11 protein-coding genes are annotated in these 15367 nt (G+C 62.5%); 9 read left to right on the top strand and 2 right to left on the bottom strand.

What is annotated here, in order from left to right:
* Nucleotides 1–31: 31 nt before the first annotated feature.
* From FYW99_RS24515 to FYW99_RS24485, 7 genes are all read left to right on the top strand, one after another.
* Complete coding sequence (locus FYW99_RS24515; RefSeq protein ID WP_150254387.1) at nt 32–6550, top strand: RHS repeat domain-containing protein; 6519 nt, start codon at nt 32–34, stop codon at nt 6548–6550.
* 718 nt (nt 6551–7268) lie between these two features.
* Nucleotides 7269–7772, top strand: coding sequence for a hypothetical protein (locus FYW99_RS24510; RefSeq protein ID WP_150254386.1), 504 nt, complete (start codon nt 7269–7271; stop codon nt 7770–7772).
* 364 nt (nt 7773–8136) lie between these two features.
* Nucleotides 8137–9303: an RHS repeat-associated core domain-containing protein gene (locus FYW99_RS24505; protein WP_150254385.1), complete on the top strand. Its 1167-nt coding sequence runs from the start codon at nt 8137–8139 to the stop codon at nt 9301–9303.
* Between the two features lie 14 nt (nt 9304–9317).
* Entirely contained in the window at nt 9318–9851 is a 534-nt protein-coding gene (locus FYW99_RS24500; RefSeq protein WP_150254384.1) for a hypothetical protein, read from the top strand.
* Between the two features lie 13 nt (nt 9852–9864).
* Nucleotides 9865–11049 carry an RHS repeat-associated core domain-containing protein gene (locus tag FYW99_RS24495; protein ID WP_150254383.1) on the top strand — a complete coding sequence of 395 codons (1185 nt, stop codon included), beginning with the start codon at nt 9865–9867 and terminating at the stop codon, nt 11047–11049.
* Nucleotides 11050–11061: 12 nt separating this feature from the next.
* On the top strand, nt 11062–11541 hold the full coding sequence (locus FYW99_RS24490; RefSeq protein ID WP_150254382.1) for a hypothetical protein: 480 nt from the start codon (nt 11062–11064) through the stop codon (nt 11539–11541).
* A gap of 227 nt (nt 11542–11768) precedes the next feature.
* On the top strand, nt 11769–12320 hold the full coding sequence (locus tag FYW99_RS24485) for a hypothetical protein (protein WP_190394790.1): 552 nt from the start codon (nt 11769–11771) through the stop codon (nt 12318–12320).
* A 370-nt stretch (nt 12321–12690) separates the two neighbouring features.
* On the opposite strand, the gene FYW99_RS24480 is transcribed toward FYW99_RS24485, so the two are convergent.
* Entirely contained in the window at nt 12691–12936 is a 246-nt protein-coding gene (locus tag FYW99_RS24480) for a DUF397 domain-containing protein (RefSeq protein WP_150254380.1), read from the bottom strand.
* Nucleotides 12933–13790 (bottom strand): helix-turn-helix domain-containing protein, encoded by an 858-nt coding sequence (locus FYW99_RS24475; RefSeq protein WP_150254379.1) that lies wholly within the window; start codon nt 13788–13790, stop codon nt 12933–12935. Before FYW99_RS24475 ends, FYW99_RS24480 begins: the two co-directional genes overlap by 4 nt.
* Before the next feature lie 208 nt (nt 13791–13998).
* Here FYW99_RS24475 and FYW99_RS24470 point away from each other — a divergent pair, with 208 nt between their 5' ends.
* Both FYW99_RS24470 and FYW99_RS24465 read left to right on the top strand, forming a co-directional pair.
* Nucleotides 13999–14562, top strand: coding sequence for an ATP-binding protein (locus FYW99_RS24470; protein WP_150254378.1), 564 nt, complete (start codon nt 13999–14001; stop codon nt 14560–14562).
* 103 nt (nt 14563–14665) lie between these two features.
* On the top strand, nt 14666–15064 hold the full coding sequence (locus FYW99_RS24465; protein WP_150254377.1) for a hypothetical protein: 399 nt from the start codon (nt 14666–14668) through the stop codon (nt 15062–15064).
* Nucleotides 15065–15367 lie beyond the last annotated feature (303 nt).

The raw sequence follows: 15367 nt of genomic DNA, 5'->3' as shown, positions 1-15367 counted from the left end.
GCGACCCTTCGCCGGGCAGGGAGGGTTCGCCGTGTCTGACATCCCCCAGGCCCCCGCTTCCCGGCGCGGGCGCAAACCCCTGGTCTCCTTCACAGCCCTGGTCCTGGTCGCGGGTCTGGCCTCGGCCATGCCCGCCTCGGCCCTGGCCTACAACATCCGTCCCGATGTGGCCGAAGCCGAGTCGGTGGACGGCCAGACCGCCGTCCAGGCCGCCATCGAGGCCGACAGTACGGTCGCCGACGCCGCCGTCACCGCGCTGGACCCAGCCGAGTGGCCGAAGGAGGGAACAGCCTCCTTCGGCCTCGGTGAGGCGGAAGCGCGCTCCTTCGGCGCTCCGACCGAGGACGAGAACGGCGTGGTGCGGCTCGACGCGGTCGGGGGCGAGGACTTCGAGGAATGGACCTCCCCCCTTCCCGAACACGAGAAGGAGGCCGCGGCGGAGGAGGCGGACGGCGCCCGCAACGAGCGGCGGCTCCCCTCCGAGCCCGAGGTGGACGGCGACACCCCGGCCACGGGGGAGACGTCTGGTCCCGAAGCGGAAGAGCCGCGGGATGAGAACCGTCCCAGCCCTCAGCCGGAAGAGCCGAGGCCGAGCGACGGGGGGACCGAGGCGGGCGAGGACGAGCCCTCAGAGGAGGCACCCCAACCCGAGCCGACCGAGGAAACCGAAGAGCCCGAGAACGTCGAGGTGGCCGGACCGGAGCCGGTGACCGCCGCCGAGGTGGAGGTCCTGGACCGGGAGGAGGCGTCCTCTCTGGGGCTCTCCGGTTTGGCGCTGCGGGTGACGCGCACCGACGGCTCCGACGCGGTCGGACCCGTGCGGGTGGAGGTCGACTACGCGGACTTCGCCACCGCCTACGGCGCCGACTACGGATCACGCCTGTCCCTGGTCGCCCTGTCCGAGTGCGAGGAGGGTGCGGAAGACACGTGCCTGGCCTCCCATGACCTGGACTCGGCCAACGACACCGAGGCCCAGACCCTCTCCGCGGTGGTTCCGGCCACCTCGTCGGGTGTCCTGGTCACCGCGGCGGCTGACGGTGCCAGTGAGGAGGGCACCGGTGACTACACCGCCACCTCGCTGAGCCCCTCCTCCACCTGGAACGTCGGACCCCAGACCGGCGACTTCTCCTGGAACTACCCCATGGCCGCCCCGAACACGGCCGGCGGCCTCCAGCCCGACATCAGCCTGTCCTACTCCTCGCAGTCCGTGGACGGACGCGTGTCGGACACCAACAACCAGACCTCCTGGATCGGCGAGGGCTTCGACTACCACCCCGGCTACATCGAACGCCGCTACATCACCTGCCAGGACGACGACACCGAAACCCCCGACCAGTGCTGGTCGCACCACAACGCCACCCTCAACCTGGGCGGCCGCTCCACCGAGTTGGTCTACGACGACGGTGAGTGGACCCCCCGCAACGACGACGGCTCCAAGGTCGAGCGGCTGACCGGTACCACCAACGGCGACAACGACGGCGAGCACTGGAAAGTCACCACCACCGACGGCACCCAGTACTTCTTCGGCCTCAACCGCCTGCCCGGCCACTCCTCCGGCGACGAGGAGACCGACTCGGCCTGGACGGTGCCGGTCTACGGCAACGACTCCGGCGAGCCCTGCCACAAGTCCTCCGACGAGGACGCCTGGTGCCAGCAGGCCTGGCGGTGGAACCTGGACTACGTGGTGGACGTGCAGGGCAACGCCCTGTCCCACTACTACGAGGCGGAGACCAACAACTACGGCCGCCACTTCGAGTCCGAGGCCACCCCCTACGACCGCGGCGGCTACCTCAAACGCACCGAGTACGGCCTGCGCGACGACGACCCCCACGCCACCGCCCCGGCACGGGTGACCTACTCCGTGTCCGAGCGCTGCCTGCCCGAGGACGGCTTCGACTGCGCCGAGGACGAGCGCACCGAGGACAACGCCGAGCACTGGCCCGACACCCCCCTGGACCAGGAGTGCGAGAGCGACTGCGCGGGGCAGCACTCGCCCACCTTCTGGACCACCAAGAAGCTCGACACCATCACCACCCAGGTCCATGACGGAGACGAGTACACCACCGTCGACACCTGGAAGCTCAAGCACACGTTCCCCGAGCCGGGTGACGGCACCGACCCGGCTCTGTGGCTGGACTCCATCACCCACACCGGACACGTCGGCGGGACTGAGGCCTACCCGTCCATCACCTTCGGCGGAACACCGATGCCCAACCGCGTCGACTCCACCACCGACGGCCTGGCACCCATGAACAAGTGGCGCGTCACCGCCGTGTACACCGAGACCGGTGGTCAGGTCGACGTCTCCTACGCCGCTCCCGCCTGCGTCGAGGGCGACACCCCCAAGCCGCACGAGAACACCAAGGCGTGCTTCCCGGTGATCCGCTCCCACAAGGCCGGTGCGGACGACATCACCGACTGGTTCGCCAAGTACCCGGTCAGCCAGCTCACGGAGATCGACCTGGTCGGCGGACAGCCCGACCAGATCACCAGCTACGACTACGTGGGCGACGGCGCCTGGCGGTACATGGACGACGACGGGTTCGTCGAGGAGGACAAGCGCACCTGGTCGCAGTGGCGCGGCTACGAGCGGGTCATCGTGCGCACCGGCCACCCCGACGAGGTGCGCACCGAGACCGAGTATCTCTTCTACCAGGGCATGGACGGCGACCACCTGCCCGACGGAACACGTTCGGCGGAGGTCACCGACTCCACCGGCACCAGCGTGACCGACGACCCGGTGTTCAACGGCCAGACCCGCGAGACGATCGTCCGCGACGGGGTGGACGGCGAGGTGGTCTCCAGGACCGTCACCACCCCGTGGAAGCGCGAGACCGCCACCAGCTCCCACTCCTGGGACGAGCGCGGCGCGCACATGACCAACACCAAGCGCACGGACGTCTACACCGCGCTGGCCGATGACTCGTTCCGCCAGACCAGCACGGTCAACACCTTCGACTCCTACGGCATGGTCGACAGCGTCCACGACCAGGGCGACGTGGCCGACGCGGGCGACGACCGGTGCACCTCCACGGCCTACGCCCGCAACACCGACAAGCACCTGCTGAGCCTGGTCTCCCACACCCGCACTGTCGCCGCCGACTGCGAGGGCGCCCCGTCCGCGGACGAGATCGTCAGCGACATCCGCACCCTCTACGACGGCCAAGGCTTCGGTGAGACCCCCACCCAGGGACGCCCGACCGAGACCCAGCGGGCCACCGACTACGGCGACGAGGGCGCCGTCTACCAGACGGTCACCACCTCGGAGTTCGACGAGTACGGCCGCGCTGTCTCCACCACCGACGCCGAGGGCAACACGACCACCACCGAGTACACCGCCGCCCACCCCGGCGGGCACGACGTGAAGGTGGAGACCACCAACGCCCTGGGGCACGTCACTGTCGAGGAGCTCGACGCCCGCTCGCAGCCCGTGGCCGAGATCGACGCAGACGGCAACCGCACCGAACTGGCCTACGACCCCCTGGGCCGGTTGACCGATGTGTGGCTGGCCGACCGCAAGCGCTCACTCGGGGCCAGTCCGTCCGCGCGGTTCGAGTACCACGTGCGCAAGGACGCGCCCACCACGGTCGTCAGCCACAGCCTCAACGCCGACGGCGACTACACCACCAGTTACCAGATTCTCGACGGCTTCCTGCGCCAACGCCAGAGTCAAGCTCCCGCTCCCGGCGGCGGACGTGTCATCACCGACACCTTCCTGGACTCGCGCGGCAACACCGTGATCGAGCGCGAGCCATACCACAACGAGGAGGACCCGGTCGGGGAGCTGTTCGTGGTCAACAACCACGACGAGGTCCCCCGCTGGACCCGCACCGTCTACGACGGCGCCGACCGGGCCACCGACGTCATCCAGATGTCCCGGGGCGTGGAGCAGTGGCGCACCACCACCGAACACCATGGCGACCGGGCCCTGGTCACCACGCCAGAGGGCGGCACCGGCACCACGTCCATCACCGATGCCCGCGGCAACGTGGTGGAGCTGCGCAAGCACCATGGCGAGGAGCCCGTCGGCGACTACGACTCCACTCTGTACACCTACACCGCACGCGGTGAGCTGGAGACCGTCACCGACCCGGGCGGCAACACCTGGAACTACACCTACGACCTGCTGGGCCGGAAGGTCTCCGAGTCCGACCCCGACACGGGGACGTCCACGTTCGGCTATGACGACCTCGACCGCCTGGAGTCGAGCACCGACGCGCGCGGCCGGACCCTGCACACCACCTACGACGCCCTGGGACGCAAGACCCACCTGCGCGAGGGCTCCGCGACCGGTTCCCTGCGGGCGTCCTGGACCTATGACACCGTGATGACGGGCGCACTGTCCTCAGCCACCCGGCACTCCGGCGGCGAGGCTTACACCACCAAGGTCCTGGGATACGACGAGCTGGGGCGCCCGAGGGCACAGCAGGTGGTCGTCCCGGCCTCCGAGGGGGCGCTGGGCGGTACGTACCTGTTCCGCACCCTGTACAACCCCGACGGCAGCGTCAGCTCCACAGCACTGCCACCGGCTGGTGACCTGCCCGGTGAGCCGGTTGTGTACGACTATGACGATCTGGGCAACGTCACCACTCTGACCGGTAACGACCGCATCATCACCGAGACCGTCTACTCCAAGGTTGGCAACCTGGTCCAACGCGAATTTCACCGCGGGGTCCTGGGTTCGGACCGCACCTGGCAGACCTTCGACTTCGACGAGAAGACCAACCGCCTGGACATGGCCAGCGTCGTGCCCCAGATCGGTGAGGGTTCGCTGTCCACGCAGACCTACGCCTACGACGACATCGGCAACCTGCTGCGGATCAACGACGAACCCACCGATCCGCAGCAAGCCAGCGACGTCCAGTGCTTTGACTACGACCACCTGCGCCGACTGAACCAGGTGTGGACACCCGACGCCACCGGCGAGACTGCCTGCGCGGCCGAGCCGGACGCGGACAACCTGGGTGGGGCCGCTCCGTACTGGCACTCCTACACCTACGACGCGACCGGTAACCGAGTCGAGGAGATCCAGTACGCGCCGGGCGGCGGACAGACGACGCGCTCGTACTCGTCCCCCGAGGAGGGGCAGGGCCCGGCCCACGCGGTCGCCGCGGTCGAGGAGCAGGGCGTCGGTGGGACCACCGAGCACTCCTACGACTACGACGCGTCCGGGAACATGGTCCGCCGCACCACAGGCGAGCGCGACCAGGTCCTGGAGTGGGGCCCCGAGGGCGAGCTGGCCAGTGTCACCGAGGGTGTGGACAGGACCGAGTACGTCTACGACGCCGGGGGTGAGCGGTTGCTGCGGCGTGCGCACGGGGCCACCACCCTGTACCTTCCGGGCATGGAGGTGACCTGGGACCCCGCCGCAGGGACCGAGGAGGCCACGCGCTACTTCGAGCACGCGGGCGAGACGGTCGCGGTGCGGGAGAACGACGGGGATCTGCACTGGGTGTTCTCAGACCACCACGGCACGGGTGAGATGGCGGTGGACGCGGTCTGGGGAGAGGTCGTTCAGCGGCGGATGACCGTGTTCGGTGAGAACCGTGAGGCCGCGGGGGACTGGCCGGGTGAGCGTGGGTTCGTGGACGGCACGGTGGATGAGTCCACGGGTCTGACCCAGCTCGGAGCGCGTGCCTATGATGCGGCGCTGGGTAGGTTCGTCTCGGTGGACCCGTTGCTGAACCTGGCAGACGCTCAGTCGATGAACGGGTATGCCTACGCTAACAATAGTCCGGCCACTTATTGGGACGGTAATGGTCTCGCTGCCTGGGACATTCAGCAGATGAAGGCCAGGGAGAATTATCTGCGCAACACCGGCTACTATGATTCTCCGGCGCCGAAGAAGAAATCGAAGAACAGTTCATCGGTTTCGATCACGGTCAGCATCACTGTGTATCCGGGTGGTGGAGTACGCACCAACTGGACTCGCATGAACTACGGGCCGAACGTAACGTCCCCCTATCTGATGTCCACCCCCACTTACAAGGCGCCGGCAAATTACTGGAACGGTCCTGTAAAAAGCCCTAAGGAAGAAGCCATTGAGGATGCCACATGGCTTTCGCGGGCTGGAGATGCTGTCGGCGGTTGGTTCTCAGACAGGTACACCACTGATGATGGTATGAACTGGTGGAATATTGCTGGTGATGCAGCGTTTGCGATGAGTTTTGTTCCAGGGCTGCAGTGGGCCGGGTTTCTTCTTGGTGCCGGTGTCGGAGCCGCCAAGTTGCTTAGTTCAAGTCAAAGCAACCTAGATGGCATTTGGGATATTGCAGGGGCCTTGCCATTTGGGATTGGCAGGGGTGCGAGGTTCTTGGCTAGATCATCTATCAGGAGCAATGCTTCGGATTTCTTTTCCTACAAATCGTCAAAAAAGAAGCCGAATAGCCAGGCGGTGAGAAATCGATTTAATGGCCTCAGGGGAGATATATCTTCGATCAGGTACTACGATAGTCTGGTGCAGGATACTGCGGGAATGATCGGAGGCGCACATGATTTTGTTACGGGAGCTAGGGCTGTCGAGGATCCAGGGTGGAGTTGGGCTGCCTAGCGAGTTCACCGGAAACGTTTGGCGGCTCCGTAACCCGTGTGAGGGTGGGGTGTGACAGCATTTCCCACCTTTGCCGGAAGGGACCCGGTGGTCAAACTCGTCCGAGCCCGCCGACTCGCCTCGCCCAAAGGTCAAAAACACTAGCGCATTGCCCACCGAGGCAGCCCCAAAACGGCAACCGTCCACCTACTGGCGCACTCATGGCATCACCTACTTCCACGGTTGCTAATCGGTGGGCGATGATATGCTGTGAGACGCCAACCCCTGCCACAAGGCGAGATGAGCAGGTTGACCGCGCTCAAGTCGATCTGGACTGCATACGCCGACGGCGTTCTGGCCTACGTGATTAATGGCCAACGTGTCCGTTTACAAGGCCCCACAGCTTTGTGCATGGGAACGCTGGCACAAGATCGAGTTGCGCTTCACTCCCACCTAAGCCTCTTGGGCCAACCTGATCGAGGCGTATTCCGGAGCGTTGCGCTAGGTCACCATCGCCAACGGTCCAGGCAAAGCAGTTGCATGCCTGTCTGAGGTGGCGCAATGCCAAGGCCAGCGACTCGGACGTGCTCGCCCCGAAACAGCGCAAGCGTGCCCTGGTACGCAAGCGAAAGGGTGCTCGATAAAAAGGCCCACCAGTGGAACTTGCATCCTGGTTACCGCCCCTGCGAAGGTTTCCGGTAAAATCGCTGGCGTGTTGGTGCTGAATTGATTTGATGTGATGGGAAATGAAAACTTGAGGAAGATTTTCTTTGAATATGGAATCTGGCGTCTTTCGGAGATTATTTACGTAAGGCTGTTTCCTGGCCTTGGTGGACTGGGTGCTCTCATAGTAAGGTTGCGTAGACGTGCTCGGGAGGAGGGGGTTTCTGTTCGGGAAGCGAAGGAGATTTTCTTCTTGGACATGGTGTTGACTTCGCTTTATGTGATGCCATTAGCACTACTTACAGAAGCGTTTTATCAGTTTTTTCAACTGACTTCTATATCAAATTTTGACAGAGATTATTATTATGCCTGGTGCTTCCTTTTTGCTGCCCCTGCTATAGGCGTGACCATCGTCAGGGGTGTTGAGTCGGCAAAGGCTGTTGTGGTTGGTTTCATGAAGGGAAACAGCGAAGTCATTTTCGCCTTGGGGAGAAATTCATATGCTGCAATTCATTTAGCTGCAACATCTGTCGTTTTGTATGGTTTTTTCCTGAATATGTTTCGAGCATTCGGGTATTGAAGTGATCTCGGTGGGATGGGGTCGCGGGGAGCGCGACAAAGAAGACGAGAAACACATGCAAGGATGGGTTTCCGTCCCCCTGGTGCAGACATGAAGCCCCAGGTGGGAGGCGAGGTGTCGAATCTTCGCAGGCCACGGTGAAAGTTTTCGCGTGATTCCCTGTGCTGTCGCCTTTAACGTGCCCCGAGAAATCTTTTTCCGCCTGTCCGCGCTCCTGGCCTCCGAACGCCGGGGGGACAGTTACTGCGAAGTGTGCACGGGTCCACCACCCTTTATCTTGCGGGCATAGCTGCGACCTGGGTGTTCGGCCGCAGGAGTCGAGGAGGCCACGCGCTACTTCGAGCACGCGGGCGAGACGGTCGCGGTGCGGGAGAACGACGGGGATCTGCACTGGGTGTTCTCAGACCACCACGGCACGGGTGAGATGGCGGTGGACGCGGTCTGGGGAGAGGTCGTTCAGCGGCGGATGACCGTGTTCGGTGAGAACCGTGAGGCCGCGGGGGACTGGCCGGGTGAGCGTGGGTTCGTGGACGGCACGGTGGATGAGTCCACGGGTCTGACCCAGCTCGGAGCGCGTGCCTATGATGCGGCGCTGGGTAGGTTCGTCTCGGTGGACCCGTTGCTGAACCTGGCAGACGCTCAGTCGATGAACGGGTATGCCTACGCTAACAATAGTCCGGCCACTTATTGGGACGGTAATGGTCTCGCTGCCTGGGACATTCAGCAGATGAAGGCCAGGGAGAATTATCTGCGCAACACCGGCTACTATGATTCTCCGGCGCCGAAGAAGAAATCGAAGAACAGTTCATCGGTTTCGATCACGGTCAGCATCACTGTGTATCCGGGTGGTGGAGTACGCACCAACTGGACTCGCATGAACTACGGGCCGAACGTAACGTCCCCCTATCTGATGTCCACCCCCACTTACAAGGCGCCGGCAAATTACTGGAACGGTCCTGTAAAAAGCCCTAAGGAAGAAGCCATTGAGGATGCCACATGGCTTTCCCAGGCCGGAGACTGGGTGAGCGGGGCGTGGAATAGCGCGGCAGACTGGACGACGGACAACTGGGGGACTATTTCGCAAGTCGCGAGTTGGGCTGCATTCGGGGCCTGTGTGTTCGTTTCTGCGGGCGCCTGTCTCGCGGCTGGTGGTGCGGTCCTTGCAGCAAATGTTTGGATGGACCATCAGATCGACGGTTCTGTCAATGTGAAGGAGCATGCGTGGAGTGCTCTGATGCTTGGCATGGGCAGAGGTGCTGCTCTCGGTGTCGGTAGGTTGGCTGCTGGTACGTGGCGAGGTGCTCTGAGCTCAATGCGATCGAGGCCTACCGTGCGGACCGGTACTCAAAGGTGGGATTACAACCCCAGGTCGGGCAACCCCCAGCGTAGAGAGGGGATCTTCCAAGGCTGGGACATGAACTCAGGCCCTGTTGACTGGGGCGCTTCATCCGCCAATTACGCAGTCAATATCGCCAGCGGTTCCACGTTCGGCGGTCCCGTGCCGTACAGCAATCCCTTTGCTGGCCGTTAGTTGATTGGTGAGGTATGGTCATTCGCAACAGGGGCATGCAAATTATTTCGTGCATTCTTGCATTCCTGGTATGGGTGCTGCCTGTGCTCTGGATGGGGTCTGGCGAGTTTCAGCTCAACGATGCTTTTTTTGCCTCTACCGTGATGGGCATGTCGATATGGTTGAGTGTAAAGATTGGCTTCTGGAGGAGCATTGAAATTGGTGATGGTTTTCTGATTGTTCGGGATTACCTGACTAAGACTTCGGTTCCGATGGCTCAGATTCGTGACATCGTAGCGCCAGGTGGCGCTTTGGTCATAGAGTTGAAGAACGGTGATTCCCTCAAGCCTGCGGCGTTTGAGGGGTCGCTTCTCACGGCTTTGTTTGGTAGTCCGAGTGCCAATCGTGCTGTGCGCATTCTCAACCAGGGTGTTAGCGAGAGCGCTGTTGGTGACGTGGCGGGGGATGCTGGAAATAAAATGAGTCCTCACCTGAACCTCCTCGCCTTTCCGGTGATATGGGTGCTTGTATTTTTCAGCTACCTTGGTTTGAGCTTTCTTGCTCCTTGAGGAATCAGGCGAGGTGACATGGGACCCGGCCGCGGGCACCGAGGAGGCCACGCGCTACTTCGAGCACGCGGGTGAGACGGTCGCGGTGAGGGAGAACGACGGGGACCTGCACTGGGTGTTCTCCGACCATGTCGGGACGGGTCAGATGACGGTGGACGCGGTCTGGGGCGAGGTCGTTCAGCGGCGGATGACCGTGTTCGATGAGAACCGTGAGGCCGCGGGGGAGTGGCCGGGTGAGCGGGGGTTCGTGGACGGCACGGTGGATGAGTCCACGGGGCTGACCCAGCTGGGTGCGCGAGCGTATGACGCGGCGCTGGGCCGGTTCATCTCGGTGGACCCCTTGATGGAATTGACCGATGCTCAGAAGATGAACGGGTACGTCTACTCGAACAACAACCCAGTCTCGTTCACTGACCCGAATGGCCTCAATTGGAAGGATCTCCTGTCCAACGGGTGGCACCCGTCGATGGGCGGCGCTCTGACGGAGAAATGGAAGAAGCAGGGGAACTGGCACGGCCCGCCTCGCCGACCCAAGACCCCTACTGGATGGCACCCGTCGATGGGCGGCGGTTACGCGGAGCAGTGGCGCCGCACTACTGGGTTCCAGACTGTGTCTAGGGCTCCAGTGAGCAGACCCGCACCTGTCAGTTACACCAACTCTCTGGAGACCGAAGCGCAGAACGATGCCAGTTGGCTTTCACAGGCCGGAGGCTGGTTCTCCAACCGATACACGACTGATGATGGCATGAACTGGGGGAATATCCTTGGATATGCCGGTTTGGTCCTAGGCGTTGCTGGTATGTTTGCTTGTCCTGTATGTGGTGCTCTTGGTGTGGCGGGTGCTGCCCTTTCGGTTGGAGGCGGTCTATGGAACTTCCAACAAGGGAATGTGGGAGCTGGCATGTGGGGAGTCGCAGGAGGGATTCCTGTGGTTGGTGCCGCAGGCGTCCGGGTTGCGACTGCAGTGCGGGGAGCGAACGCGCAGAGAAAATGGTGGTCCAGTATCACCACTAGCAACGGTGTCATCAGAAAGAGGCCTAAAGTGCACAAGTGGGCCAATAGAACTCTCGATGCTGCCGAGTCTTCTATTTCCAGCTTTGCAAGTAATGCAACTGACGTGCTGGGAAATATTGGGACCCACATAACGATCGGTGGAGTGGCTTACAATGAAGCCAGGGCCTTCCGTAGGAGAGATTAGGATCCTTCTGAAGTGATGCGTGTTGCAGATGCGGCGTTCGTTCGACTTATTGGCGTCAGGCGCGTCGTTCCCTTGCTGGTTGGCTTTGCCTCTAGTGGGTTGAGAGAATTTTTTTCCGAAGTAGAAGCAGCAAGACTTTCGGGAAGAGATGGTGATCTGGACCTAGAGGAGAATCGAAATCTGTGTGTATTGGATGGTGTCCTCGCGGTAGGTTACGCCATCATCCTAAGCCTTCTTGGTATGGGTTTTTATTATGTGGCTTTCGATCTCTTAGGGATTCCGGGGGGAGAAGAGTACTCTAATCTGCTGGTCCTTGGCGTGATTCTCTTTCTGGTCACAGCGGCAGTGGAGACTATCGATTTTATAAGGGTTTCTCTAATTTTCCGGATATTTGGTGCCTCGCGCAGGCTCCGGCTGATGGGTCCTCTTGCCTATCTGGGCTCCTTCGTTCTTGTCTTCGGCCTCATTTTCTGCTTCTATTTTGTTTGGTAGGATTTTCTGGGGTGGAGTGTCAGTTCGCCTTTTGATAAAAATGATCACCCTTTAGGTGATGGTTCGTCTGTGGGGTGCGCTCCGGGTGGCGCTGCTGCAATGAGTGCGTTGCCTTTACGCCACAAACGCCACTCAGCTTTAGTCTCTGGTGTGGATGGTTATCCGAACTAACCTCGTAGGACGAGCGGATTTGGGAGGTTCGTTTGGGTCTTGATATGAATGGAAGAGTGGTGTTCAAGAGATGGTCGTCTTTCGTAGTCTCTTGGCTCCTTTTCCTCTTTTTTGGCCTCGGGATTTTTGCAATCGGCGCAGTGTGGCCGGGGGTTCAAGGGCTTACATTTGAGAGTGTAATCACCCTCCTGATTCTTCTCCCATTAAGTTCTCTGCTTGTTTGGTTTGTTTTCAATCTTGGCGTGTTCCCTGGAATTGAAGTCAAGAAGGATAGGGTTGTTGTGAAGGAGTTCTTGGGAGAGGTTGAAATCTCACTTGGGGGTGTTTCTGGAGTAGAGTACGTCGGAGGCGTGCAGGTCAGGCTGAAGAGCGGAAAGGGGATCAAATGCACCGCTTTCCCTGATTCCCTGTACTCGCTCTTGATTGGATACAGAAACTTCAGGGGTGTTGCCGCCTCTGTGGAAAAATTGGTGAATGAAAGGGTTGGGGAGGGTGGCGGGGAAAGTGAAATGTGGGCGTTTGAGAGAACCTGCTGGAATGCGAAGGCTCTTCTTTCTATCTCGGCTTTCTACTTTTTTGCCTTCCTCGTGGCTTACCTAATATCCTAGGAGGACGAGCACGCCACGCTCGGTTCTTCTTTGTTGGCTGTGTGTTTGAGATTGGCTCGCCCTGAAGATGCGGCCGGAGACGCCCGTACTGGGGCGGGGCAAGCGGGGTAGGGGATCGGCAACCGTGCTCAGTCCTTCGGGAGTGGCTGAGAGTGGAGGGAGTGCCGTGTTCGTCTTCTTCAGCAACCGTCTGGGCTGTGTCATGTCGCTGGTGGTCTCGGTAGCGCTGACCGCCCTGCTTCTGTTCATCCTCAACTCCCTGGGGTGAGACGGGAGACGGACGAGGCGGCCGGGACACCTGCTCCCTGGGAACAGCGACGCCCGGCCGTGGTCCTCGGGGGAGGCGGCCGGGCGTGGGTGGTTCCAGGGATCAGCGAGAGAGGGCGGTTCTCAGGAAGCCGCTCCACTCGGTGGCGGGAAAGGGGAGGTGTCCGGCGCCGGGGTGCTTGGAGTCGCGGACGGCAGCGCCGCAGGGGAGACCGGTTACCTCGACGCAGTCTTCACTGGCGCCTCTGTGCGTGCTCTTCCGGAAGCCCGTGGGGATGTGGGCCACCTCGACGCAGTTCTGGTTCCGGCCACTGTAGCTGCTCTTACGGAACTCAAGTTGTTGACTCATGTCTGTTTCTCCAGTGACTTGACGGTACTGCTGATGAACTTGGCTGATTGAGATGTAGACAGAGCTATGCCCTGAAGGTTCCCAAATACGACGTTATATTCCTCGATCTCTTCGGGACGCTCCAAGAAGAGGCTGGTGGTGGCGGTTTCCACATAGATGATCGGTGTGTCTTTGGGTTCTGGGAAGTCGAGGATCGTGAAAGAACCCTCCATGCCCAGGTGCTCGCCCGCTTCGTAGGGCAGTACCTGCACGTCGATGTTGTGCCGTATGGCAAGGTGTCCCAGGTGTTCGAGTTGCTCGTGCATCACCTCACGACCGCCAACTAGGCGATGGAGGGCGGCTTCGTCGAGCACAGCGGTCATGCGTGGCGGTTTGACCCTGTTGAGAATGTGCTGGCGATTGATGCGTGCCTCGACTGGTCGGGCAATCTCATCCTCGGTAATCGCTCGTCCGCCTCGGAAGACCGCAGCCGCGTACTGCGGAGTCTGAAACAGGCCGGGGATCAGCTGAGTTTCGAACGTGCGGATTGTGGCGGCCTCAGCTTCCCAGTCGGGGAGTGCACGCTCACCGAAGACGTCCTTGTACTGCGACCACCAGCCGCTTTGCTTGGCCTGTTGAGCCAGCTCATGTATCCCGTCGCGTGTCTCCGCGTCCACCTCGTAGAAGTCAGCGAGGGCGTCCAGGTCGGTGCGGCGCAGACGTCGTGCCTCGGCTGTCTCCATGCGGCCGAGGGTGGCCCGAGGTACACCCGATCCCTTCGCGGCGGCTTCGAGGGTGAGTTTGGCTTCTACACGCAGACTTCGGAGCACGTGACCGAGGCGACGACGCCGGATGTTCGGACTCTGCTGGCTCATGGGGGCATCCTATCGGGGCAAAATGGGAGTCTTGCTAGAACCGCTTGACTTACGAGATTCCCATTCTAAGCTAGGGGGTGACCGGTCGATCACGGATCGTGTTTCGGTCTGAACGCTACGCCCTGCCCGTTCCGCGCATCACGGCATCCGTGAGACTCCTCCAACGGGCACCACGAAACCCCTGCTCACGCCAAGGAGTGTGTTCGTCATGCCCACGAAAGCCCCCGCCCCGATGCCCATGCCCGCGTTGGGTGAGGCCACGGTCCCGCTGGCCAGCTTCATTCGGCCGGTCCACCGCCACTACTTCACCCGGCAGCCCGAACGCCCCAACTACCGCACGCGACGTTACGACTTCGCCGGAACCCCGGCGGTGATGCCGCTGGTCCGCGCGTTCCTGGACACCTGCGCCGCCGCCCAGGACACCGACTACCGCTACCTCTTCACGCTGCTCGGCAGCGAACTCGCCAACAACTCGATCCACCACAGCCTCTCCGGCCGACCCGGCGGCAGCTACACCCTCCTCGTCCACCGCCACCGCACCGGTCTGCACCTGGCCTGCCGCGACCGGGGCGGCCTGCGCGACAGGGACTCCCGCTTGGAACCCCAGCAGAACGGCCTGGACCTGGACGCCGAATCGGGTCGGGGCCTGGCCATGGTCAACGCCTTCGCCACCGCCTGGGGCGACAACGGCAACGCCCACTACCGCACGGTGTGGTTCTCACTGGCTTACGACCTCACCGGAAGCCGCTGGAACACCCACACCGACCTCTGACATGTCGACGACATGAGACGGGCCCAGGAAAGCGTTGCAGCGCTTCTCCCGGGCCCTGAACCCCCAGAAACCAACCCAGACATAGGCAAGAAAAGAGGATCTGATGCAGAACCCTATCCCCTCGCCCCGCCGTTCGGACGACGTTCGACCGATGCCTCGGCCCATCCCGCCGCTCCCGCGCCGCACCCCGCTCGTCGGCCCGGTCTGCCTGGACTGCGAGCACCCCTCCTGCCGCGTCCGCCGCGCCCAGCGCCTGCCCCGCCTGGGCGGTCACCGCTCCGAGTTCTCCCGCGAACACGCCCAGGCCGCCGTGATCCAGGCCCGCCACCGCCACCTGATCGTCTACTACGGCGAGGCCACGCAGTCCTTCTGGGCGGTCACCCCCAGCGGACTCCTCGAAGCCGCGAGTGTGGACGCCCTCCTCCTGGCCCTGTGGCCGCACGCGGCTCCGCTCATGCCGCCCGCCCTGGCCGCCGAGGCCGCCACTCCCGTACCGGCCTGACCGGTGACCCGACCGTTGCGGTGCCATCGGAGCGCACAACAGGGATGATCTTGCTCCCAGGGGCACGGTCGGCGCCGAGAGTGGCACCAGGAGCAAGATCATCGAAGGGGAGCGTCTCACGCGCCACACCAGCAGCGCTTCCGGGCAGTCCGGCACCGCGCACGGGCCGGGGCCGCCACCAGCGGCCCCGGCACACCCGTGTTCTCCTCCCGCCCGTCGCTCCCGCCTTTCTCGCTCTGGGGGCCTTGGTCGGAAAGCGCTTGCCTTGTAACGTGGGTCACCCCGCTGTACAAGGAGGCGTGC

Source organism: Nocardiopsis deserti, assembly GCF_008638355.1.
Lineage (GTDB): Bacteria > Actinomycetota > Actinomycetes > Streptosporangiales > Streptosporangiaceae > Nocardiopsis > Nocardiopsis alborubida.
The sequence above is the reverse complement of the archived record's forward strand: the minus strand, read 5'-3'. Positions and strand labels throughout refer to the sequence as shown.

What these genes read in the sequence shown, in the direction of transcription:
- FYW99_RS24510 (WP_150254386.1), top strand. Translation starts at nt 7,269, where the DNA reads ATGGGAAATGAAAACTTGAGGAAGATTTTCTTTGAATATGGAATCTGG.
- FYW99_RS24500 (WP_150254384.1), top strand. Translation starts at nt 9,318, where the DNA reads ATGGTCATTCGCAACAGGGGCATGCAAATTATTTCGTGCATTCTTGCA.
- FYW99_RS24480 (WP_150254380.1), bottom strand. Translation starts at nt 12,936, where the DNA reads ATGAGTCAACAACTTGAGTTCCGTAAGAGCAGCTACAGTGGCCGGAAC.
- FYW99_RS24475 (WP_150254379.1), bottom strand. Translation starts at nt 13,790, where the DNA reads ATGAGCCAGCAGAGTCCGAACATCCGGCGTCGTCGCCTCGGTCACGTG.
- FYW99_RS24470 (WP_150254378.1), top strand. Translation starts at nt 13,999, where the DNA reads ATGCCCACGAAAGCCCCCGCCCCGATGCCCATGCCCGCGTTGGGTGAG.
- FYW99_RS24465 (WP_150254377.1), top strand. Translation starts at nt 14,666, where the DNA reads ATGCAGAACCCTATCCCCTCGCCCCGCCGTTCGGACGACGTTCGACCG.